This is a genomic window from Streptomyces sp. NPDC002994 (assembly GCF_040611155.1).
GTDB lineage: Bacteria > Actinomycetota > Actinomycetes > Streptomycetales > Streptomycetaceae > Streptomyces.
Genome location: NZ_JBEXNQ010000011.1, coordinates 81,143 through 102,593, shown reverse-complemented (window position 1 = coordinate 102,593; position 21,451 = coordinate 81,143). Strand labels below are relative to the sequence as shown.

At 71.4% G+C, this 21,451-nt stretch carries 17 protein-coding genes; 12 read left to right on the top strand and 5 right to left on the bottom strand.

Features of this window, described 5'->3' with window-relative positions; translation table 11 throughout:
* The first annotated feature begins 133 nt into the window (after positions 1–133).
* From ABZX79_RS16895 to ABZX79_RS16865, 7 genes are all read left to right on the top strand, one after another.
* The gene (locus ABZX79_RS16895) at positions 134–1,330 is read left to right on the top strand and encodes a ubiquitin-like domain-containing protein (RefSeq protein ID WP_355257678.1); all 1,197 of its coding nucleotides are present in this window, start codon (positions 134–136) and stop codon (positions 1,328–1,330) included.
* Positions 1,331–1,883: 553 nt separating this feature from the next.
* On the top strand, positions 1,884–2,783 hold the full coding sequence (rsmA, locus tag ABZX79_RS16890) for a 16S rRNA (adenine(1518)-N(6)/adenine(1519)-N(6))-dimethyltransferase RsmA (RefSeq protein WP_355257676.1): 900 nt from the start codon (positions 1,884–1,886) through the stop codon (positions 2,781–2,783).
* Entirely contained in the window at positions 2,780–3,679 is a 900-nt protein-coding gene (locus ABZX79_RS16885) for a 4-(cytidine 5'-diphospho)-2-C-methyl-D-erythritol kinase (protein ID WP_355257344.1), read from the top strand. Before rsmA ends, ABZX79_RS16885 begins: the two co-directional genes overlap by 4 nt.
* A 494-nt stretch (positions 3,680–4,173) precedes the next feature.
* Positions 4,174–5,976, top strand: coding sequence for an ABC-F family ATP-binding cassette domain-containing protein (locus ABZX79_RS16880; protein ID WP_355257341.1), 1,803 nt, complete (start codon positions 4,174–4,176; stop codon positions 5,974–5,976).
* Between the two features lie 239 nt (positions 5,977–6,215).
* Positions 6,216–8,102, top strand: coding sequence for a PQQ-binding-like beta-propeller repeat protein (locus tag ABZX79_RS16875; protein ID WP_355257338.1), 1,887 nt, complete (start codon positions 6,216–6,218; stop codon positions 8,100–8,102).
* A gap of 68 nt (positions 8,103–8,170) precedes the next feature.
* A complete protein-coding gene (locus ABZX79_RS16870; RefSeq protein ID WP_355257335.1) occupies positions 8,171–9,940 on the top strand; it encodes a PQQ-binding-like beta-propeller repeat protein in 1,770 nt (589 codons plus the stop codon).
* A gap of 246 nt (positions 9,941–10,186) precedes the next feature.
* Positions 10,187–10,861 carry a LuxR C-terminal-related transcriptional regulator gene (locus tag ABZX79_RS16865; protein WP_355257332.1) on the top strand — a complete coding sequence of 225 codons (675 nt, stop codon included), beginning with the start codon at positions 10,187–10,189 and terminating at the stop codon, positions 10,859–10,861.
* 120 nt (positions 10,862–10,981) lie between these two features.
* Here the strand turns inward: ABZX79_RS16865 and ABZX79_RS16860 are convergent, their stop codons facing one another.
* Both ABZX79_RS16860 and ABZX79_RS16855 read right to left on the bottom strand, forming a co-directional pair.
* On the bottom strand, positions 10,982–11,266 hold the full coding sequence (locus ABZX79_RS16860) for a hypothetical protein (protein ID WP_355257329.1): 285 nt from the start codon (positions 11,264–11,266) through the stop codon (positions 10,982–10,984).
* A 17-nt stretch (positions 11,267–11,283) separates the two neighbouring features.
* The gene (locus ABZX79_RS16855; protein WP_355257326.1) at positions 11,284–12,954 is read right to left on the bottom strand and encodes a sodium:solute symporter family protein; all 1,671 of its coding nucleotides are present in this window, start codon (positions 12,952–12,954) and stop codon (positions 11,284–11,286) included.
* 203 nt (positions 12,955–13,157) lie between these two features.
* Between ABZX79_RS16855 and galT the strand changes: the two genes are divergently transcribed.
* From galT to galK, 3 genes are read left to right on the top strand one after another with little or no spacing between them, the layout of a single operon-like run.
* Positions 13,158–14,192 (top strand): galactose-1-phosphate uridylyltransferase, encoded by a 1,035-nt coding sequence (galT, locus tag ABZX79_RS16850; RefSeq protein ID WP_355257323.1) that lies wholly within the window; start codon positions 13,158–13,160, stop codon positions 14,190–14,192.
* The gene (gene galE, locus ABZX79_RS16845; protein ID WP_355257320.1) at positions 14,189–15,163 is read left to right on the top strand and encodes a UDP-glucose 4-epimerase GalE; all 975 of its coding nucleotides are present in this window, start codon (positions 14,189–14,191) and stop codon (positions 15,161–15,163) included. The genes galT and galE overlap by 4 nt, the downstream gene beginning before the upstream one ends.
* Positions 15,160–16,329 (top strand): galactokinase, encoded by a 1,170-nt coding sequence (galK, locus tag ABZX79_RS16840; RefSeq protein WP_355257317.1) that lies wholly within the window; start codon positions 15,160–15,162, stop codon positions 16,327–16,329. The genes galE and galK overlap by 4 nt, the downstream gene beginning before the upstream one ends.
* A gap of 23 nt (positions 16,330–16,352) precedes the next feature.
* On the opposite strand, the gene ABZX79_RS16835 is transcribed toward galK, so the two are convergent.
* Both ABZX79_RS16835 and ABZX79_RS16830 read right to left on the bottom strand, forming a co-directional pair.
* The gene (locus ABZX79_RS16835; protein ID WP_355257314.1) at positions 16,353–17,120 is read right to left on the bottom strand and encodes a hypothetical protein; all 768 of its coding nucleotides are present in this window, start codon (positions 17,118–17,120) and stop codon (positions 16,353–16,355) included.
* Between the two features lie 41 nt (positions 17,121–17,161).
* Complete coding sequence (locus ABZX79_RS16830) at positions 17,162–18,703, bottom strand: hypothetical protein (RefSeq protein ID WP_355257312.1); 1,542 nt, start codon at positions 18,701–18,703, stop codon at positions 17,162–17,164.
* A 482-nt stretch (positions 18,704–19,185) separates the two neighbouring features.
* Between ABZX79_RS16830 and ABZX79_RS16825 the strand changes: the two genes are divergently transcribed.
* On the top strand, positions 19,186–20,016 hold the full coding sequence (locus ABZX79_RS16825) for a response regulator transcription factor (RefSeq protein ID WP_355257309.1): 831 nt from the start codon (positions 19,186–19,188) through the stop codon (positions 20,014–20,016).
* On the opposite strand, the gene ABZX79_RS16820 is transcribed toward ABZX79_RS16825, so the two are convergent.
* On the bottom strand, positions 19,975–20,472 hold the full coding sequence (locus tag ABZX79_RS16820; RefSeq protein ID WP_355257306.1) for a MarR family transcriptional regulator: 498 nt from the start codon (positions 20,470–20,472) through the stop codon (positions 19,975–19,977). The two genes, ABZX79_RS16825 and ABZX79_RS16820, sit on opposite strands and share 42 nt — an antisense overlap.
* Before the next feature lie 88 nt (positions 20,473–20,560).
* Here ABZX79_RS16820 and ABZX79_RS16815 point away from each other — a divergent pair, with 88 nt between their 5' ends.
* Entirely contained in the window at positions 20,561–21,376 is an 816-nt protein-coding gene (locus tag ABZX79_RS16815; protein ID WP_355257303.1) for a trans-aconitate 2-methyltransferase, read from the top strand.
* The last annotated feature ends 75 nt before the right edge of the window (positions 21,377–21,451 follow it).

Sequence of the window (21,451 nt, the reverse complement as noted above, 5' to 3'; positions counted from 1 at the left end):
AGAGTGACCGCCGCTCCGCTAGTGTCCCGGCCCGCAGCGTCATCGGGGCGGACCGGACTTCTGGAGCGTCGTGGGCAATTCGCAGGGCAGTCACCGAGCGGTGCGCGGCAGCATCCGTCGCACGGACACGTATGTGCCGTCGTACGAGCTCCGCGAGCCGATGCTGCCGCGCCAGAACGCCGGGGGCGGCAGGGCGCAGGCCAGGCGGGCCGCCAAGCGCCGCAAGGGCGCCGAGCGCCCCGAGGCGCTGCGCCGGCTCGTCCCGCAGGCGCTGGTCGTCGCGTTCCTGGCCGGCGGCACCTCGGCGTTCGTCGCCAGCGACAAGGCGGTCAGGCTCAGCGTCGACGGCGTACCCCGCACGATGCACACCTTCGCCGACGACGTCACGGAACTGCTGGAGGACCAGGGCGTCGAAGTGGGCGCCCACGACCTCGTGGCACCCGCCCCCGGCGCGGCGCTGGAGAGCGGTGACGAGGTGGTGGTCCGGTACGGCCGGCCGGTCACCCTGACGCTGGACGGGCAGCGGCGCCGGATCTGGACCACCGCCCGTACGGTCGAAGGCGCACTGCGTCAGCTCGGGGTGCGTGCGGAGGGCGCGTACCTCTCCGTCGCGCGCTCCCTGGAGATCGGGCGCGCCGGCCTCACGCTCGACGTACGCACCGAGCGGACCGTGACGTTCATGGCGGACGGGCGCGAGCGCACCATCCGTACGAACGCCGCGACCGTACGGGAGGCGGTCGAGGAGGCCGGCATCAGCCTGCGCGGCCAGGACACCACCTCCGTGCCGTCCGGCAGCTTCCCGCGCGACGGGCAGACGATCACCGTGATGCGGATCCGGGGCACGAAAGAAGTGCGCGAGGAGCCGATCCCGTTCGGCGTCGTCCGCACCGAAGACGCGTCACTCTTCAAGGGCACAGAGGTAGTGGTCCAGGCGGGCGAGCAGGGTTCAAGGAGAATCACGTACTCCGTACGGACCGTCAACGGTGTCCGGCAAACGCCGAGGCGGATCGCCGAGGAGATCGCGCGGCAGCCGGTCGCGCGACACGTGAAGGTCGGCACGAAGGAAAGGCCGGCGTCCGTGGCCGGCGCGGACGGACTCAACTGGAACGAGCTCGCCCACTGCGAGTCCGGCGGCCGTCCCGGCGCGGTGGACGCGACGGGCAACTACGGCGGCCTGTACCAGTTCGACGCGCAAACCTGGCAGCGGCTGGGCGGCAGCGGCCGTCCGGAGGACGCGACCGCGAGCGAGCAGACGTTCCGAGCGAAGAAGCTGTACATCCAGCGCGGCACAACCCCCTGGCCCCACTGCGGCCCCCGCCTACAGGGCTGACGCCCTCCCCGCCAACACGCCGGCGCCGCAGGAGCGCATCCCGCGCCCGCTGCGCGCCTACAGCGCTGCGCGCCTGCACGGTCGCTGTCTGCCTGCCCGGCTGTATGCCGCGCCGACCCGGCGCGCTGGAACTGGCTGGCGGCGGCGCAGGGGGCACTCTTCTTCCCCACCCCGCCCCTTTCCGGCTGCGACATTGTGCGGCTGCGCCGCATGAGGGGCTCCGCCCCAGACCCCGGTCCTCAAACGCCGGACGGGCTGGAAGTTGCCGCCGACCTGGGACAGGACCCGTGCGGACCCCGTGTCGTCGCCGCACCCGGCGCTGCTTCGCAGGTCGCGGTGCCAGGAGGGGACGTGGCGGGGCGCTCCCCGCAGGGTGTCGAACGCAACCACCCCGAACAAAACGCAGTGCCCGAACGTTCGGCACCCGAGGAGACGCCCCGGCGCGGCACCGACCCCAGAGCCCCCGGGTGCCTGCCCGGCCGCCCGGCCGCACGGTCGCGGTTCCGGGGGCCTTTACGCTTGAGCGGTGAGCACCACTGAGCCTTCTGAGCCCCTGCCTGACCCGACGCCCGAGCCCACACCGGCCTCCCCGTCGGCGCCCGACTCCCTCCTGGGCCCCGCCGACATCCGGGAGCTGGCAGCGGCACTCGGCGTACGCCCGACCAAGCAGCGCGGCCAGAACTTCGTCATCGACGCGAACACGGTCCGCCGCATCGTACGGACCGCAGGCGTGCGCCCCGACGACGTCGTGGTCGAGGTCGGCCCCGGCCTCGGCTCACTCACCCTCGCCCTCCTGGAGGCCGCCGACCGCGTGGTCGCCGTAGAGATCGACGACGTACTCGCATCCGCCCTCCCCGCCACGATCGCGGCCCGGATGCCGACGCGAGCAGACCGCTTCGCGCTCGTCCACTCCGACGCCATGCACGTCAGCGAACTGCCGGGGCCGCCGCCGACCGCCCTGGTCGCGAACCTCCCGTACAACGTCGCCGTCCCCGTCCTCCTCACCATGCTGGAGCGCTTCCCCAGCATCGAGCGGACGCTCGTCATGGTCCAGGCGGAGGTCGCGGACCGCCTCGCGGCCCGCCCCGGCAACAAGGTGTACGGCGTGCCGTCGGTGAAGGCCTGCTGGTACGCCGAGGTCAAGCGGGCCGGTTCGATCGGCCGCAACGTGTTCTGGCCCGCCCCGAACGTCGACTCGGGCCTGGTGTCCTTGGTGCGCCGCACCGAACCGATCAAGACGACCGCCTCCAAGGCGGAGGTCTTCGCGGTGGTCGACGCGGCCTTCGCGCAGCGCCGCAAAACGCTGCGGGCCGCGCTGGCCGGCTGGGCGGGCTCCGCGCCGGCGGCCGAGGCGGCGCTGGTCGCGGCCGGGGTTTCCCCCCAGGCCCGGGGCGAGTCCCTGACGGTGGAGGAGTTCGCGCGTATCGCGGAGAACAAGGGAGCAGCGGCATGACGGTCACGGTCCGGGTCCCCGCGAAGGTGAACGTCCAGCTGGCGGTGGGCGGCGCGCGCCCCGACGGCTTCCACGACCTGGCGAACGTCTTCCTGGCGGTCGGCCTGTACGACGAGGTCACCGTCACCCCGTCCGACTCCCTGCGCGTCACGTGCTCCGGCCCGGACGCGGCCCAGGTCCCCCTGGACCGTACGAACCTGGCCGCGCGGGCGGCGATCGCGCTGGCAGAACGCCACGGGCTGTCGCCGGACGTACACATCCACATCGCCAAGGACATCCCGGTCGCGGGCGGCATGGCGGGCGGCAGCGCGGACGGCGCGGGCGCGCTGCTGGCGTGCGACAAGCTGTGGGGTACGGAGTCCTCCCTGCCGGAACTTCTCGCGATCTGCGCCGAGCTGGGCAGTGACGTGCCGTTCAGCCTGGTGGGCGGCGCGGCGCTGGGCACGGGCCGCGGCGAGAACCTCACCCCCCTGGAGGTCGGCGGCACGTTCCACTGGGTGTTCGCGGTGGCGGACGGCGGGCTGTCGACACCGGCGGTGTACGGCGAGTTCGACCGCCTGACGGCAGGCACCGAAGTACCGCCGCCCGCGGCCTCCCCGGCGCTCCTGGACGCCCTGCGCACGGGCGACGCGACGGCTCTCGCGGGCGCCCTGGTGAACGACCTCCAGCCCGCGGCTCTGTCCCTGCGCCCGTCCCTCGCCGCCACCCTGGCGGCGGGCACGGACGCGGGCGCGCTGGCGGCCCTGGTCTCGGGCTCGGGCCCGACGACGGCGTTCCTGACGAAGGACGCGGAGTCGGCGGAGTCGGTGGCCGCGGCCCTCACCGCATCCGGCACCTGCCGCACGGCCCGGGTGGCGCAGTCCCCGGCAGCGGGCGCGACGGTGGTCGGCGCCTGATCCCGGGGCCGGAGAGGGGCCGGGAGAAGCTACTGGCGCACCGCCCGCGCCCCCGACAGCGCCGCTCCGCCCACTGAAGCTATGTGCGCGTTGCCCGCGTCGCCCGGCGGCGCAGCGCCGATTCGCTCCCACTGCCCGCAGTCGCCGACGGCGTCGGGCCGCCCACTGGAAGGCGGTGTGCCCCTTGGCCCCCGCCAGCGGGTGGGCGGGGTGGGGCAGGGCTCCGGTGCGCAGCGCCGGTCCGGTCCCACTGCCCGCAGCCGTCGGCGGTGCACAGCCTCCCGCTGGGGTTTGTGCCTCCCTTGGCCCCGCTCCGGCCGGGTCGCCCGGCCCCGCAGCGCCGGGGTTTCGGAGCGGCGGCCCGGGGGCGGCATCGGCGGGGGCCGCACGCCGGCGCCGCCCTCCGGCCCCAGCCACCGGGTGGTCGTCGGGGACGTGGCGCAGGCGACTACGCTGGTACGCCTATCCCTTTTCTGTCCCTGGAGCGCGCATCAATGGCCGTCAACCTCGTCAACGTCGAGGCCGTCAGCAAGGTCTACGGCACCCGTGCCCTGCTCGACGGCGTGTCCCTCGGCGTCTCCGAGGGGGACCGGATCGGTGTCGTCGGCCGTAACGGCGACGGCAAGACGACCCTCATCCGCATGCTCGCCAAGCTTGAGGAAGCCGACACCGGCCGCATCACGCACAACGGCGGCCTGCGCCTCGGCGTCCTCACCCAGCACGATTCGCTCGACCCCGCCGCGACCGTCCGCCAGGAGATCATCGGCGACCTCGCGGACCACGAGTGGGCGGGCACCGCCAAGATCCGCGACGTACTGAACGGCCTCTTCGGCGGGCTCAGCCTGCCCGGTTTCGAGCACGGGCTCGAAACCGTGATCGGCCCGCTCTCCGGCGGCGAGCGCCGCCGTATCGCGCTCGCGAAGCTCCTCATCGACGACCAGGACCTGCTGGTCCTCGACGAGCCGACCAACCACCTCGACGTCGAGGGCATCGCCTGGCTCGCCAAGCACCTCCAGTCGCGCCGCTCCGCGCTCGTCTGCGTCACCCACGACCGGTGGTTCCTCGACCAGGTCTGCACCCGCATGTGGGACGTGCAGCGCGGCGCCGTGCACGAGTACGAGGGCGGTTACTCCGACTACGTCTTCGCTCGCGCCGAGCGCGAGCGCATCGCCGCGACCGAGGAGTCCAAGCGTCAGAACCTGGTCCGCAAGGAGCTGGCGTGGCTGCGCCGCGGCGCCCCCGCCCGTACGTCGAAGCCGCGCTTCCGCGTCGAGGCGGCCAACGAGCTGATCGCCGACGTACCGCCGCCCCGCGACACCTCTGCGCTGATGAAGTTCGCCAACTCGCGGCTCGGCAAGACCGTCTTCGACCTTGAGGACGTCACTGTCCAGGCCGGCCCCAAGGTGCTGCTCAAGCACCTCACCTGGCAGCTCGGCCCCGGCGACCGCGTCGGCCTCGTCGGCGTCAACGGCGCGGGCAAGACCTCGCTGCTGCGGGCCCTGGCCGACGCGGCGAGCACACAGGGCGACGCCCAGCCCGTCGCGGGCAAGGTCGTCGTCGGCAAGACCGTGAAGCTCGCGTACCTCTCCCAGGAGGTCGGTGAGCTCGACCCGAACCTGCGCGTGCTCGAAGCCGTTCAGCGTGTACGGGACCGGGTGGACCTCGGCACGGGCCGCGAGATGACGGCGGGCCAGCTGTGCGAGCAGTTCGGGTTCACCAAGGAGAAGCAGTGGACGCCCGTCGGCGACCTGTCCGGCGGTGAGCGGCGCCGGCTCCAGATCCTGCGGCTGCTGATGGACGAGCCGAACGTCCTCTTCCTCGACGAGCCGACCAACGACCTCGACATCGAGACGCTCACGCAGCTCGAGGACCTGCTCGACGGCTGGCCCGGCTCGATGGTCGTCATCTCGCACGACCGGTTCTTCATCGAGCGGACCACCGACAAGGTGTACGCCCTGCTCGGCGACCAGACGCTGCGTAACCTGCCGCGCGGTCTCGACGAGTACCTGGAGCGCAGGCGGCAGATGATCGAGGCCGCCACCCCGGCGCCCGCCGCCGTCGCCGCGCCCGTCAAGAAGAAGGCGTCCGGCGACGCCCGCGCCGCCCAGAAGGAAATGCAGAAGATCGAGCGTCAGCTCAGCAAGCTCTCCGACAAGGAGACCAAGCTGCATGCCCAAATCGCCGACAACGCGACCGACTTCGAGAAGGTCGCCCTGCTCGACGCCGAGCTGCGCGAGCTGGTCGCCGGGCGCGACGAGCTGGAGATGCGCTGGATGGAACTCGCCGAGGACGCGTAACCACGCGTAGCAGATCCTCAAATCCGAATAACGAGCGCGTCACGGGCCGGTCCTCCCTTGGGAACAGGGGCGGACCGGCCCCTCGTTGGAGGGGGCCCAAGTGATAGAAAGAAGCCCCGCTCGACTGACGTAGATCTGCGGGGCTCAAGCCCGATTCGCTCCTTTCTGGGGGAGTTACGCCGCCGGAATTGCGGGGGAGACCGAACGGGCGGCGGTCTCGTGTGAAGAGGTAAGCGCTGATGTCTCAGCCGCCCAACCAGCCGCCGCAGGGCGGCTTCGGAGCCCCCCAGGACCCCCGGCAGCAGCAGCCCCAGCAGCCCCAGCAGCCGCCCCAGCCGCCTGCCCAGCCGCCGCAGATGCCCCCGGCCCCGCCCGGCCCGCTGGCAGCCCCGCCCCAGCAACCCCCGGCGCAGCCCGGGTACGGCTACCCGCAGGCACCGCCGCAGCAGGCCCCGCAGCCGGGGTACGGCTACCCGGGCCAGCCTGGTCAACAGCCCGGCCAGGCAGGCCCGTACGGCCAGCCGCAGCCCGGCCAGCCAGGACCGTACGGTCAGCCGCAGCCCGGCCCCTACGGTCAGCAGCCCGGCCCGTACGGCCAGCCGCAGCCGGGTCCCTACGGCGGCTTCCCCGGCGCACCCGGCCCGGGCACCGCTGGCACCGGCGGCACCGGCGGCGGCTTCAAGGGCAAGCCCGCGGTCATCATCGGCGCGGCCCTCGCCGCCGTCCTCGTCGTCGGCGGCGGCATCTACCTCGCCGTCGGCGGTGACGACGGCGGCAAGAAGAAGCGGCCCGTCGCCGACAGCAGCAAGGACAACAAGCAGGACGGTCTGCCCACCGGCGGCACCGGCGACACCAGTGACGATTCCGCGGGCGGCCGCGACGCCGGGGACGACCTGAACGCCGGGCGCCAGTCGGGCGAGTCCAAGGTCCTGTGGCTGCAGAAGAACGACGTGGACCTGCCGCGCAACGGCGCCGACGTGTACGGCCCGTGGTTCACCGACGGCCTCGTCGTCAAAGCGATGTACAAGAAGGTCGCCGCCTACAGCACCACCGACGGCAAGGAGAAGTGGAGCCTTCCGCTCTCCACCGAGATCTGCGCGGCGCCCGTCAGGACCTCCGACGACAGCAAGATCGTCATCGGCGTCAAGAACGGCACCACCGAGAAGGCCAAGTGCAGCCAGCTCCAGCTGGTCGACCTCAAGACCGGCAAGGCGGGCTGGAAGGCCGAGGTGAAGAAGGAGGGGACGTTCGACATCCTCTCCGACATCACCATCGCCATCAGCGGCAACACCGTCACCGCCGGCCGCACCGGCCACTCCACCGCCTTCAGCATGAAGGACGGCAAGGAGCTGTGGGGCAAGCTCCCCGGTGAGTGCCAGCCGTACGCCTTCACCAGCAGCGCCAAGCTGATCGCCGCCGCGGCCTGCTCCACGGGCGAGACCGCCAAGAACCACGAGCGGATCCAGGAGCACGACCCGGCCACCGGCAAGGTCAAGTGGTCGTACCCGCTGGCCAAGGGCTGGCACGTCGACAGGGTCTACTCCGTCTCCCCGCTCGTCGTGTCCGCGCAGGACCGTGAGAAGAAGACCTGGAGCGTCATCGCGCTGACGGACAGCGGCAAGCTGCGCTCGGTGATCGACGGCGGCAAGGACAAGTTCCAGCCCCAGTGCGGCGGCACCTTCGTCATCTTCGGCCGGAACCTCGAGGGCTGCACCGGCGTCGCCGCCGACCAGAACGCCTTCTACATGGCCACCGCCGAGAAGACGAGCGGCCTGAAGCGCACCAACGAGGTCGTCGCCTTCAACCTCGACACCGGCAAGCCCAAGTGGCGTTCCGCCGCCACCGACCGCCCGATGATGCCGGTGCGGATGGAGGGCGGAGAGGTCCTGGTGCACATGGACGCCTCGTACGACAAGGGCGGCGCGCTCGCGACCATTCCGGCGTCGGGCGGCAAGCCGAAGACGCTGCTCCAGAACCCGCAGTCGACCGCCGAGATCGAGAACAGCTTCTTCACGACGAAGGTCGCCTACGAGGGTGGTCAGTTCTACGTCGTCGCCTCCCGCGTCAGCGCCAGCAACGACGAGGAAGAGAAGGAGACGAAGACGATGATGGTCTTCGGCAAGTGACGGCCGGTGACTGAGCCCCGGGTCTTCTCCCACGTCTTCGACTCCCCTTCTCCAGAGGTACGTACGCCATGACGCAGCCCCCGTCCCCGCCCCCGCCGCCGCCGAACGAGCCCCCGCAGGGCGGGTTCGGCGCCCCGCCGCCCCCGCCCGCCGGTCAGCCCGGTTACGGCTACCCGCAGACGCCCCCGGCGCCGCCCGCCCAGCAGCCGGGTCAGCAGCCTGGCTACGGTTACCCCTCGCCGCCCGGCCAGCAGCCCGGCTACGGCTACCCGGGCCAGCAGCCCGGCCAGCCCAACCCGTACGGCCAGCAGCCGCCTTACGGTCAGCAGCCCCCGTACGGCGGCCAGCAACAGCCGCAGTACGCCTACCCGCAGGGCATGCCCCCGCAGGGCGGCGGCGGCAAGAAGGTCAACACCACCACGGCCGTCGTCATAGCGGCGGTCGTCGCGGTGGCGCTGATCGTCGGCGTCGGCGTCTGGTTCGCGGTCGGCGACGAGGGGGGCAAGGACGACCCGGCGCAGAACTCCTCCGCGGGCTCGACCGGCGGTGGTGGGGGCGACGACGGCAAACCCGCTCCCGACGGCGTCGGCAAGGAAGAGAAGCCCTCCAACGCCAGCTCCAAGGTCCTCTTCCAGCTGCCCGCCCCGAAGGTGACGGAATCGGTCGCCGGCGTCAACGGCTCCTGGATCACCGACAAGGCGTACGTCAAGAGCGGCCTCAACGAGGTCGTCGGCCACAACCTGGACAGCGGCGCGGAGCTGTGGAGCATTCCGCTCCCGGGCGAGGTCTGCGCGGCGTCGCCTCACGTCACGAAGGACAACAAGACCGCGATCCTCTTCGCGGGGCCGATGCCGGCGGGCAAGACGTACTCGCCGTGCACCGAGGTCGGTGTGATCGACATCGACGCCGGCAAACTGCTGTGGCAGAAGTCGGTCAAGGACGGCGACGAAAAGGTCGTGTTCAGTGAGGTCACCGTCGGCGGCGACGCGGTCGGCGCCGGCGGTACCCGCGGCGGCGCGGCCTTCGACGTCGCCACCGGCAAGGTCCGCTGGCAGCCGAAGCCCAACGCCGAACAGTGCCGCGACGTCGGCTACGCGGGCGGCGAGGCACTCGCCACGGTGCGCAGCTGCGGTTCGGCCAGCGCGCCGCAGCTCTCCATCGAGCACCTGAACCCGAAGACCGGCGCGCCGATCGCCAAGTACAAGATGCCCACGGGCGTGGACCAGGCGAGCATCGTCTCCACCAAGCCGCTGGTGGCCGCCGCCGACGTCGGCGACACCGCGGGCGACGGAAGCGGGGTCTCCGACTTCTTCTCGATCGACGAGAAGACCGGCGATCTGCGCGCCAGGATCCCGGTCGATGCCGAGCAGTACGCCCCGAGGTGCCGCGACACCGAGGGCTGCACGAAGGTCGTCGTCGGCAACGGCAAGATCTACGTGCCGACCGAGGAGCACGAGGGTGGCGCCGAGGGCGGCCGTACGAACGAGATCGTGTCCTTCGACCTGGCGACCGGCAAGCTCACCAGCGACCGGGCCGACGCGGGCGACCGCTACACGATGCACCCGATCCGCATGGACGGCGGCAACATCATCGCGTACAAGTACCCGCCGTACGACAAGGGCGGCCAGGTGGTGAGCATCAACGGCGGTTCCATGAAGGAGACGCTGCTGATGGAGAACCCGGCCGACCGGGCGGTCCGTGATGTGACGATGACCTTCGTGGTGGACTCCGCCGAATTCCGTTACGCCGACGGCCGCTTGTTCATGGCGACGCGCCTCATGAGCCAGGAGCGCGAGGGCTTCAAGCGCTACTTGGCGATCGGCTTCGGCACCGGCTGACGCACTGGGCGTACCTGACACACAGGTCACAGCGGCCCCGGCAGTGGTTCGTCTCCACTGCCGGGGCCGTCCCATGCCAATCCCATGCCACATCCGGCCCGGCAAGTAGTCCTGAATCGCGAGGAATTCGACAATCCGGGGGGCTTCTTACCAGTAAGGGGCGCGCAACGTCGAACAAGCGTGTAGCTTGCCGGGTCAGGCGGGCCGGGGGGCCAGCTCCAGGGGCAGGGGTATGGGGGATTCTCTATGGGCGTGCGGCTCATGGTGGTTGATGACCACCGATTGCTCGCCGAGGCGCTCGCCTCGGCGCTCAAGTTGCGCGGGCACCGGGTGCTCGCGGCGGCCGCCCCGACGTCGGGGGCGGCGGAACTGGTCGTCAGCAGGGCGCCCGAGGTGTGCTTGTTCGGTACGGCGACTCCCGCCGAACCAGGGGTTTTCGACCCGATCGTCCGCATCAAGCACGAACGGCCGCAGGTGGCCGTCGTCGTGCTGGGCCCGGTGCCCAGTCCGCGCGGCATCGCGGCGGCCTTCGCTGCCGGGGCGGCCGGGTACGTACGCCATGACGAGCGCATCGAAGGCGTCGAGCGCGCGATCGTGAAGGCCCGGGCGGGGGAGGCGGCGGTGGCACCGCAGCTCCTGCAGGGCGCGTTCGCCGAGCTGCTGAACCCGGCGGCGCAGCCGGACGACGAGGGGCAGCGGCTGCTCCAGATGCTGACGCCGCGGGAGGTGGAGGTCCTGATGCGGGTCGCGGACGGTGAGGACACGCGGCTGATCGCGGCGGGGATGAGCATCGCGCCGAGCACCGCGCGTACGCACGTTCAGCGGGTGCTGATGAAGCTGGGCGTGGGCTCGCGCCTGGAGGCGGCGGCCCTGGCGGCCCGAACGGGCCTGCTGGACCACGCGACCCCGCCGCAGAGCTGACTGGAGACCCCCGGACGCCCTTCGGGCGTGTCCTCAATCGCCGGACGGGCTCCTTTGGAGCTCCTCCGGCGATTGAGGAGCGGGGTCTGGGGCAGCGCCCCAGTTCGCGCCGCAGGCGCTCTACTCGGTGGGCTCGGCCGCCACCGTTGGCGGGGCTATCGGCCGCAGCTTCAGCCAGATCAGGAAGAAGAGGCCGAGGGCCAGCATGGCCAGCCCCGTCCACAGGTTGATGTGGACCCCCTCCGCCTTCTCCAGGTCCGCCACGGACGGACTGATGCCAGCGATCGTGACGATCACGCCGTACACGACGAACAGGCCGCCAATGATGCGACGGATGTCGAAAAGGCGTGCCGCGGTAGCGGACTTACGCTCCAGTTCGGAGACTTCGCGCTGCAGGTCAGACATGTGTTCTCAGTCTCCGATCAGAAGGAGTACGGGACATAGCAAAGGGCGGCGATGACGATCGCGCCCCAGCCGAGCAGAGCCGGCTTGCGGTACCACGCGTCGTCGCCCTCACCCGGCGGCTCCTCCAGCCCCGGCGAGCGCGTCCCGTACACCAGCCCCGCCAGCTCGGCCTCCGGCTTCGGCGCGGTGAAGAGCGTGACGACGACCATGACCACCGCACCGGCGACGAAACCGACGATCGCGGAGACGAAGTTGGCGCCCTGGTCGGTCGGGATGTCGATGATCCCCTGCTTGTAAACCCAGAAGTAATTGACCATCGCGGCGCCGGTGCCCGCGACCAGGCCCCAGACGCCGGACTTCATCGAGGCCCGCTTCCAGAACATGCCGATGATGAAGACCACGAACATCGGGACGTTGAAGAAGGAGAAGAGCGTCTGGAGGTAGCTCATGATGTTGGAGAAGCTGGACGCGATGAAGGCCGTGCCGATGGACGCCAGCACGCCGATCGCCGTGATCAGCCGCCCGAAGCGCAGGTAGTACGCGTCCTCACGCCCCGGCTTCACGTACTTCGCCCAGATGTCGCTGGTGAAGACGGTGTTGAACGACGACACGTTGGCCGCCATACCCGCCATGAAGGCCGCCAGCAGACCCGTCACCGCGATGCCCAGCACACCGTTCGGCAGAAACTCTGCCATCAGCAGCGGGATCGCGTCGTTGTACGTCAGGTCTGAGCCGGCGGTGCCTATCTTCGGTACGAGTACGGCGGCGACCAGGCCCGGGATCATCACCAGGAACACGATGAAGATCTTGGGGAAGGCGGCGATCAGCGGAGTGCGCTTCGCGGCGGAGAGGTTCTTCGCGGACAGCGCCCGCTGCACCTCGGCGAAGTTGGTGGTCCAGTAGCCGAAGGAGAGCACGAAGCCGAGGCCCAGGATGATGGTGAGCCAGTTCGCGCCGAGCGGGTTGGCGTCACCTATGCCCGTACCGCCCCAGGCGGTGAGGAATTCGCCGCCGTGACTCTTCTCCAGTGAGCCGGTCAGGCCGTCCCACCCGCCGACCCGCTTGAGGCCGAGGAAGGTGAGCGGGATCAGCGCGGCGAGGATCACGAAGAACTGGAGCACCTCGTTGTAGATCGCCGAGGAGAGGCCGCCCACCGTGATGTACCCGAGGACGAAGAAGCCGGCCACGACGATCGACACCCACTGCGGCCAGCCGAGCAGTGCCTCGACGACGATCGACAGGGCGTAGAGGTTCACGCCCGCGATGAGGATGGCGGCGAAGGCGAAGAGGACCGAGCTCAGCAGGTGCGCGGACTTGTCGAAGCGCTGGAGCAGGAACTCGGGGACCGAGCGGACCTTGGAGCCGTAGTAGAACGGCATCATCACCAGGCCGAGGAAGACCATGGCGGGGATGGCACCGATCCAGTACCAGTGGACGACGGCCACGCCGTACTGCGCGCCGGTGGCGGCCATGCCGAGGATCTCGGTGGCGCCGAGGTTCGCGGCGACGAACGCCAGACCGGTGACCCAGGCCGGCAGTGACCGGCCCGAGAGGAAGAAGTCGAGGCTGGTCTTCACGCTGGCCCGGGCGGCGAAGCCGATGCCGAGGACCACGGCGAAGTAGATCGCCAGAATCGTGTAGTCGAGCCCGTTGGTGGGGAGCCGTAGCCCTTCGGCCAGGTAGTGCATGGAGACCTGCTTCGTCTTCGTCGAGCGAACGGACCCGACGGAACCTACGCCTCCGAATAGCGGAACTGAATACTTTTGTTGGTGTTCTTTGTTTGATTGTGATGCGGGAGGGGTGGGGCTGGCGGTGTTGACTCCCTTGTTTGACCGTGGTTTGTTGTGTTCGGTTATGTTGTTCCGTGGTGGGTGTGATGAGGAGCCTGCGTGTGAAGAAGACGTCGACCCGGCTGGCCGACGGCCGGGAGCTGCTCTACTACGACTCCCGCGACGACGCCGTACGCGATGCCACCGACCCGCGGCCCCTCGAACCCGTCGCGACCACCTCACAGATCCGCCGCGACCCACTGCTCGGCGACCGCGTCGCCATCGCCTCGCACCGCCAGGCCCGCACCTACCACCCGCCCGCCGACGAGTGCCCGCTCTGCCCGTCGCGCGACGGCCGGCACAGCGAGATCCCGGCCGCCGAGTACGACGTAGCCGTCTTCGAGAACCGCTTCCCCTCGCTGGCCGGAGACGCCGGGCGCTGCGAGGTCGTCTGCTTCACCTCCGACCACGACGCGTCCTTCGCCGACATGAACGAGGAGCAGGCAGGCCTCGTCCTGGAGGCCTGGACCGACAGGACGGCCGAGCTCGCCGAGCTGCCCGGCGTGCGGCAGGTGTTCTGTTTTGAGAACCGGGGCGCGGAGATCGGCGTAACCCTCGGCCATCCGCACGGCCAGATCTACGCCTATCCCTTCGTCACCCCCCGCACGGAGCTGATGCTGCGCTCGGCGGCCGCGCACCTCGCGGAGACCGGCCGGAACCTCTTCGACGACGTCGTGGAGCGGGAGCGCGCCGAAGGGACGCGAGTCGTGCTGGAGGGCGAGCACTGGGTGGCCTTCGTGCCGTACGCCGCGCACTGGCCGTACGAGGTGCACCTCTACCCGAAGCGGCGCGTGGCCGACCTGCGAGGGCTGGACGACGACGCGCGCACAGAGTTCCCACAGATTTACCTGGAACTGTTGCGTCGGTTCGACCGGATCTTCGGCCCCGGTGAGCCGCCGACGCCGTACATCTCCGCCTGGCACCAGGCGCCGCTCGGCGCCCCCGACTTCGCGCTGCACCTCGAGCTTTTCACCATCCGACGCACTTCGGGCAAGCTGAAGTTTCTCGCGGGTTCCGAATCCGGCATGAATGTGTTCATCAACGATGTGCCGCCGGAGACCGCGGCAGCGCGACTGCGAGAGGTAGCGAGCGAGTGAAGCAGCAGCAGAAGTACCTGGTCACTGGTGGTGCGGGATACGTCGGCAGCGTGGTCGCGGCCCACCTCCTGGAGGCAGGCCACGAGGTGACCGTCCTCGACGACCTCTCCACCGGCTTCCGCGAGGGCGTCCCTTCCGGCGCGGCGTTCATTGAGGGCCGCGTCCAGGAGGCCGGGCGCTGGCTGGACTCCTCGTACGACGGCGTACTGCACTTCGCCGCGTTCTCGCAGGTCGGCGAGTCCGTCGTCGACCCCGAGAAGTACTGGACGAACAACGTCGGCGGGACCATGGCGCTGCTCGCCGCGATGCGGGGCGCGGGCGTGCGGAAGCTGGTCTTCTCCTCGACGGCGGCGACGTACGGCGAGCCGGTCTCCACACCCATCACGGAGGCGGCGCCCACCGCGCCCACCAATCCCTACGGCGCCTCCAAGCTCGCCGTCGACCACATGATCAGCGGCGAGAGCGCCGCGCACGGCCTGGCAGCGGTCTCGCTGCGCTACTTCAACGTCGCCGGTGCGTATGGCACGTACGGGGAGCGGCACGACCCCGAATCCCACCTCATCCCGCTCGTCCTCCAGGTCGCGCAGGGCCGGCGCGAGTCGATCGCGGTGTACGGCGACGACTACCCGACCCCCGACGGCACCTGCGTCCGCGATTACATCCACGTCGCCGACCTCGCCGAGGCACACCTGCTCGCGCTGGGGGCGGCCGAGCCGGGCGCCCACCTGATCTGCAACCTCGGCAACGGCAACGGTTTCTCGGTCCGTGAGGTCGTCGAGACCGTACGCAAGGTCACGGGGCATCCGATCCCCGAGACCCCGGCTCCGCGCCGGGCCGGCGACCCGGCGGTGCTGGTCGCGTCCGCCGACGCGGCGCGCGAAAAGCTCGGCTGGAAGCCGTCCCGCGCGGATCTCGCGGGCATCGTCGCGGACGCGTGGGCGTTTGCCCGCCGGGAGGAGCAGGACGTATGAACCACGTGACCGACGCCGTCATCAAGGCCTTCACCGAGTTGTACGGCGCCGAGCCCGACGGGGTGTGGGCGGCCCCCGGCCGGGTCAACCTCATCGGCGAGTACACCGACTTCAACGACGGCTTCGTGATGCCGCTCGCCCTGCCGCACACGGCGGTCGCGGCGGTCGCGCGCCGCGACGACGGCGTGCTGCGCCTGCACTCGGCGGACGTCGACGGCGGCATCGTCCAGCTGCGGGCCGACGAGCTGGCGCCGCTCGGCAGTGGCAGTGGCGGCTGGGCGGCGTACCCGGCGGGGGTGGTGTGGGCGCTGCGGGAGGCCGGCCACGCGGTCGGCGGCGCCGACATCCACCTGACGTCGACGGTGCCGACGGGCGCGGGTCTCTCCTCGTCCGCCGCGCTGGAGGTCGTCACGGCGCTGGCCCTCAACGACCTGTACGACCTGGGGCTTTCAGGCGACCGGCTGGCGGTGGTCGCCCAGCGCGCCGAGAACGCCTTCGTCGGGGTGCCCTGCGGGATCATGGACCAGACGGCGGCGGCCTGCTGCACGGAAGGCCACGCGCTGTACCTGGACACGCGCGACCTCACGCGCCGCCAGGTTCCTTTCGACCTGGCCGCCCACGGACTGGAGCTGCTGGTCGTCGACACGCGGGTCAAGCACGCGCTGGGCGACGGGGCGTACGCGGAACGACGCGAGGGGTGCGAGGCGGGGGCGCGGGCGCTGGGCGTGGCGGCGCTGCGGGACGTTCCGTACGCCGGTCTGCGGGCCGCGCTGGAGAGTCTCGGCGATGAGCGGATACGCCGCTACGTGCGGCACGTGGTGTCCGAGAACCACCGTGTGGAGCAGGTGATCGGCCTCCTGGACGGGGCTGATCCGCGAGCGGTGGGCCCGCTTCTGACCGAGGGGCACGTCTCGCTCCGCGACGACCTTCGCGTCTCGTGTGAGGAGCTCGACCTGGTGGTCGAGTCCGCCAACGCGGCGGGGGCGCTGGGGGCGCGGATGACGGGGGGCGGGTTCGGTGGCTCGGCGATCGTCCTGGTGGAGTCGTCGGCGTCGGCGTCGGACACGGTCACGAAGTCGATCGAGACGGCTTTCGCTGCGACCTCCCGTACGGCGCCCCGCATCTTCCGGGCGATCCCGGCGCGGGGAGCCCACCGCGTCGCGTGACGACTGTCGTACGCCGGCTGTATTCAGACCCCGGCCGATTTGGGGAAGTAGCGGGTGAACGGGTCAGGGCTGACGCCCATCACCTCGCCGAAGGGCGAGGCCAAGTGGTGGATGAGGAGCCCGAGGAAGACGGTCAGCCCCACCATGCCCATGGCCATCACCAACTGGCTGGGGCTGCGCCCGATCTTGAAGAAGAACAGGATGCAGATCGAGAGGATGGCCCCGATCACAATGCCGGACCACAGCGCCGGTGACAGGGTTTCCTGTGCGTCCGCCTCCCTGCCCCGGCGTGCGTCGTCGAGTGCGCCGAGCTGAGCGAGCAGTTCCAGCGCCGTGACCTCCTGGGCGGGGGTGGCATCGGGCGGGGCCGCCGCTGCGGCGCGCAGCTGCCGCAGCGGGAACCAGCCGCGCTCGCCGAGGCCGTTACGGTCTGCCAGCCGCGGCCATTCCTCCTGGACCACATGAGCGGCGTAGCTCTCGGCCAGGGCGTCGATTCGCTCCCGCTGCGCCGGCGGCATGCCCTCGGCGAGGACCGTCATCTGGTGCAGGGCGCCCGCCTCGGCGGCGGTGTGGCTCTCGGAGCTGGCCCGCAGATCCCAGACGCTGACCAGCGCCAGGCCGAGCAGCAGCGCGTACAGCAGGGCGATCATCATCGACATGTACTCGGCCACCTCCTCGCCGGACTCCTCCTCTTCCTCCACCGGGTGGAACCGGCGCCAGGCGATGACCGCGGCTGCGGTGAGCAGTGCGCAGATCATCCCGACGGCGAGCATCTCGACGACTTGTTCCATGACGCTCCCTCGGTCGAGTCGATAAGTGGGCAGCCGCGGGGTCACGTACGGCGGGAGGCCACCACGGCGACGATGCCCGCCGGAATGAGGAGCAGGAGCAGGACCGCGACGACGGGGAGCGGATCCTCCCGGCGTGGCACGCCGCCGGCTCTTCGGGCGGCCACGGACTGGTTGTCGGCGGGGGCGCGGGGGGTGTTCGGCCGGGTGGCGCGCTCTCCGGGCGGCGGAGGCGCGATGCCCTCGGCGGCGGGGGGTGGCGGTGCGACGCCTGCGGCCTCACCCGCCCCCAGGCCGGGGATGCCGAGTCCTGGTGCGGGTGCGCCAAGCCCGGGAGCTCCGAGGCCGGGTACGCCGAGGCCGAGGCCCGGGACTCCGAGGCCTGACGCTCCCAGACCTGGAACCCCCAGCCCCGGAACTCCCAGGCCCGGAACCCCCAGCCCCGGAACTCCCAGCCCCGGAACCCCCAGGCCGGGCGCTCCAAGGGTGCCCGGCGCCGGCCCGGCGGGGGCTGCCGGGCCGCCCGGCGCACCGCCGCCCGGCGCACCGCCGCCGGGCGCGGCGGCCGGGGCTCCCGGGGCTCCCGGTGTGCCCGCGCCGCCGCCGGGCGACGGCGCCTGTGGCGCAGCCCGGTCCAGCGGCGAAGCGCCACCCGGCAGCGAAGCGCCACCCGGCGGTGGACCCGGGGCCGGCAGTGGAGCCTGGGCCGGTGGGGGCGCCGGCCTCGCCGGCCGGGGTGACTCCGGGGGCGGCTGGGCCCGTACCGTGAACCGCGTCGCCGCACGGGCCACCAGCGGCGGAGGGCCGACGAGCCCGCCCGCCGTGTCCAGCGTGAAGAGCCCGTCGCTTCCTCGCGCTTCGGGCCCGCTGTGGTACGTACCGGGCCGCAGGCCGTCCAGCTCCGCGACGCAGAGCACGGTGGCCCCCGCCGGCAGGGTCTGGGGGGAGGAAGCCGGGCGGCCGCCGCAGATGATCCGGGGCGGGTTCAGCGCCGTATCGGAGAGCCGTACGCCGAAGACGGTGCGGTTGCCCGGATTCCCGACGGTGTACTGGACCACCGCACGCGACCCCTCCACCTCCCGCACCGTGACAGCGAGCCGCAGGGCACCGGCCACGCCCTCGTAACCGGCCACGGCGGAGGCACTCGGCCGCGCCCCGAGGGAGGGGATCTCCGCGTGTGCGCGCACGGTGGACGTGTGCCTGCCGGGAGTGGCGCTGACCAGCGACGTACAGGTGACGGAGGTCAGCCCGCGCAGCCACAGGCCCCGGCCGCCGGGGCAGTTCACCGCCGCGCCGGGCACGTGGGGGTCGGTGAGGCGGAGCCGGTGGAGGTCGGCCCCCGAGCGGTTGGTGAGCCGGTAGTGCTTGACGACGGGATGGCCGACGCGGATGCCGGTGTGTTCGGCCTCCCGTCCGGGCCGCGTGTTGACGGTCACCGAGAGGGCGAGGGCGTGGGAGCCCACACCGTCGGCGGCGGCGCGCGGGGGGTCGGCGGCCAGGGGCCAGCCGCCCGCGTGAACCACCAGAAGCAGTGCTCCGGCGGTGAGCAGACGCGTTCTGGTGCGGGTGCTGGGTCTGACCCCCATGCACGGTTTCCCTTCCCGGGGTCTGGGTGTGCGTGTGCCGGACTCCGGTCAGCGTCGGGCGACCGCACGGGGGGAGACAGCCGGGAAGCTGTTCGTTGCGCTGCCCGTGTGGTGAATACACCGTGATGGCGGACCCGTGGCCGTTCTTGGTCGAGTTTTATCGACTTCTGTCTCCATACGAAACAGGAGGCACATCAGAAACACGCCAAGGACAGACCAGGCCATCAGTTCTGCGAATTACCTTCCGCTTCCCGCCCCCGCCCGTACGCTGAAGCAGAGCGCCGGTGGGGGCCGGTGCTTGATCAGGGGGCGAGACAGTCGGGTACGTCGCCCGGGGTGGGCAGTGGTCAGTGTTCGCTGCACGGCGGCGGCCGTGCGTCCGACCTGACGTGCACCTTCTCCGGGCGCCGTACCCGCAGGCGGTTTCGCCTCCCCGGGGGTCCAGGGGGGACATCCCGGCACAACGCGGCATGGGGGTGTCTGTGGTTCGGATCCGGGTACTGGTGGTGGACGATCACCGCATTTTCGCCGAGTCGCTCGCCGCGGCCCTCGCCGCCGAGCCCGACGTCGATGTCTGCGCGGCGGGCAGCGGCCCGGCCGCGTTGCGTTCTCTGGAGCGGGCGGCGGCGGAAGGCCGCCGATTCGATGTCATGCTCGTCGACGCCGACCTCGGCACCGCCGCGGCGGTGCCTGCCCGCGCGGTTCACGTGCCGGAGCCGGGCGAGGACGGTCCGGTGGACGGAATTTCGTTGGTGGCGGGCGTCCGGTCCGGGCAGCCGGCCGTACGGTCGGTCGTACTCGCCGAGAAGGACGACCCGCGTCGCGCCGCCCTCGCGCTGCAGGCCGGCGCCGCGGGCTGGGTCGCCAAGGACAGCTCGCTGCAACGTCTGCTGGCCGTCATCCGCGGCGTACTGCGCGACGAAACGCACCTGCCGCCGGCGCTTCTCACGGGCGTACTGCGGGAGTTGACCGCGGCGCGCAAGCACCGCACGGAGAGTGAGCGGCTCGTCGAGTCCCTCACCCCGCGCGAGCGGGAGGTGCTGCGGTGCATGGTGGCCGGGCTGGGCCGCAAGGCCGTGGCCGAGCGGCTGTTCCTCTCCCCACACACCGTCCGTACGCACATGCAGAATGTGCTGGGGAAGCTGGGCGTGCACTCCACGCTCGCCGCCGTCGCGCTCGCGCGCCGCGCCGGGGTCGGGCCGGTGGACCTGGGGCCGGTCGAGCTGGGGCAGGTGGGCCTGGGGGTCGGCGGCGGGCCCGGGCCGACGGGCCTAACCCGGGATGTTGTCGAACGGGGCGGTCAACTGGCGTAGCAGCCCGGCCAGGTCAGCGCGTTGCGCGCGCGAGAGTTCGGCAAGGATGGCCCGCTCCTGCGCGAGCAGCCCGGCGAGCGCCTGGTCGGCCCGGTCGCGGCCCTCGGCGGTGAGCCGCACGAGGACGCCACGGCGGTCGCTGGGATCGGGCAGTCGCTCGACGAGGCCCTTCTTGGCGAGCCGGTCGATGCGGTTGGTCATGGTGCCGGAGGTGACCAGGGTCTGCGTCAGCAGCTGGCCCGGCGAGAGCTGATACGGGTCGCCGGCGCGCCGCAGCGACGTCAGTACGTCGAACTCCCACGGCTCCAGCTGATGCTCGGAGAAGGCTATGCGCCGGGCGCGGTCGAGGTGGCGGGCCAGCCTGGAGACGCGACTGAGGACCTCGAGTGGTTCCACGTCGAGGTCGGGGCGCTCGCGGCGCCATGCAGCGACCAGTCGGTCGACCTCGTCCTCCATGGCGATCAGTGTAGTTGGTCTGTCGACATGAAGTCTCTTGGCGCCGAGAATCTTGACGTCGAGAGTGTTGCGGGGTCAAGCTGCGTGCATGACGGTACGACCCCCGATCTGGGACCCGCAGCAGTACCTCCGGCACGCGGGCCACCGCATCCGGCCCTTCCTCGACCTCCTCGCCCGCGTCGACGCCCCCGCACCCGCCCGCATCGCCGACCTCGGCTGCGGCGCCGGCAACGTCACCGCGCTGCTGGCGGACCGCTGGCCCGGCGCCCGCATCACGGGTTACGACAGTTCCCCGCAGATGCTGGAGCAGGCCGCGCGGTACGCGGGGCCGCTCCTCGACTTCGGCCACGCCGACGCCGCGACCTGGGCGCCGGACGAGGCGACGTACGACCTGATCGTCTCCAACGCGCTCCTCCAGTGGGTGCCGGACCACGCCGACCTCTTCCCGGCCTGGCTGGACGCACTCACTCCCGGCGGCACCTTCGCCTTTCAGGTGCCGGGCAACTTCACCGCCCCCAGTCACACCATCCTGGCCGCCCTGCGCGACTCCCCGCGCTGGCGCGGCCGGCTGGGCGGCGCGGGTGAGCGGGCGGCGGTGGCGGCGGTTCTCGAACCGGGCGACTACCTCACCCGCCTCATGGCGCTGGGTTGCGAGGCCGACGTATGGGAGACGACGTACCTTCAAGTCCTCCGTGGCGAGGACCCGGTCCTGGACTGGGTGAAGGGTACGGCTCTGCGGCCGGTCCTGACCGCTCTCGCGGACGATCCGGAGGCGAGCGAAGCGTTTGTCGCGGAGTACGCCGAGGCCTTGCGCAGCGCGTATCCGGCAGGCCCGCACGGGACGGTCTTTCCGTTCCGGCGCATCTTCGCGGTCGCGCGGAAGGGGGGAGGGAAGGCCGCCTGAGCTGACCTGTTACGTCGTCAACAAAGAGGCGGATTGCTCTCGGATTTCCCTCGGATTTCTTGTCGGACCTGCGCC